This is a genomic window from Escherichia sp. AM3, from assembly GCF_032029835.1.
GTDB classification, from domain to species: Bacteria; Pseudomonadota; Gammaproteobacteria; order Enterobacterales; family Enterobacteriaceae; genus Escherichia; species Escherichia coli.
The window spans coordinates 1-249 of record NZ_JAVUPQ010001189.1 but is presented as its reverse complement, the minus strand read 5'-3'; the positions used below and the strand labels follow the sequence as shown (position 1 = coordinate 249).

At 67.5% G+C, this 249-nt stretch carries 1 protein-coding gene; it reads right to left on the bottom strand.

What is annotated here, in order from left to right; genetic code table 11:
• The coding region (locus tag RTW80_RS30260; protein WP_312721887.1) for a thiamine pyrophosphate-binding protein at positions 1-249 on the bottom strand (249 nt) is incomplete at both ends.

Genomic DNA, 249 nt, shown 5'->3' with positions numbered 1-249 from the left:
CACGGGTTTCATGGATAAACCCGGTGTCGGCGTCCAGCCAGGCTTTCTCAACCTGCCCGGTTAAATGCAGCAGCGGCGTGCAGGCATTCATGGCTTCCACCAGCGCGCCTACCGCATTACCCGCCCCCGCGCCGGTGCTGGTCAGCGCCACGCCGAGGCCGGAAAAGCGCCCGTGGGCGTCGGCCATGGTGACGGAACCGGCTTCACCGCGGGCGGGCACAAAGCGGATATTGCCCCGCTGCCCAACCG